This is a genomic window from Pseudoalteromonas sp. S3178 (assembly GCF_005886985.1).
Taxonomy (GTDB): Bacteria; Pseudomonadota; Gammaproteobacteria; order Enterobacterales; family Alteromonadaceae; genus Pseudoalteromonas; species Pseudoalteromonas carrageenovora.
The window spans coordinates 1-305 of the sequence record NZ_PNCW01000326.1 but is presented as its reverse complement, the minus strand read 5'-3'; the positions used below and the strand labels follow the sequence as shown (position 1 = coordinate 305).

The window sequence follows — 305 nt, the reverse complement described above, 5'->3', positions numbered from 1 at the left end:
ATAGTTTGGCGCAACGGCTCGCGGTATACCAAGTGTCAGGGTTAGCGACCATGGTTGAGCAGTGGAATAACGTGAATGCATTTGGCAATGACATGGTGACGTTATCAACGGGTATGCGAACATGGCGTGGTGTGTGTGAAGGAATTGACATACAAGGTGGCATTGTACTACGTCAAGATGGTGAGTTAAAAAGTTACTATGGCGGTGAAATATCACTGCGTAAGGATAGTGTGTGAGATTACTGATCGATGTAGGTAATACTGCAGTTAAGATAGGTGTGGACTGCGATGGTAAAATTACGCAGA

At 44.9% G+C, this 305-nt stretch carries 1 protein-coding gene; it reads left to right on the top strand.

The window, feature by feature from the left end; genetic code table 11:
• A partial coding sequence (locus CWC11_RS21165) for a lipoate--protein ligase family protein (protein ID WP_502704818.1) occupies positions 1-236 on the top strand: 236 nt, incomplete at its 5' end.
• Between the last annotated feature and the right edge of the window lie 69 nt (positions 237-305).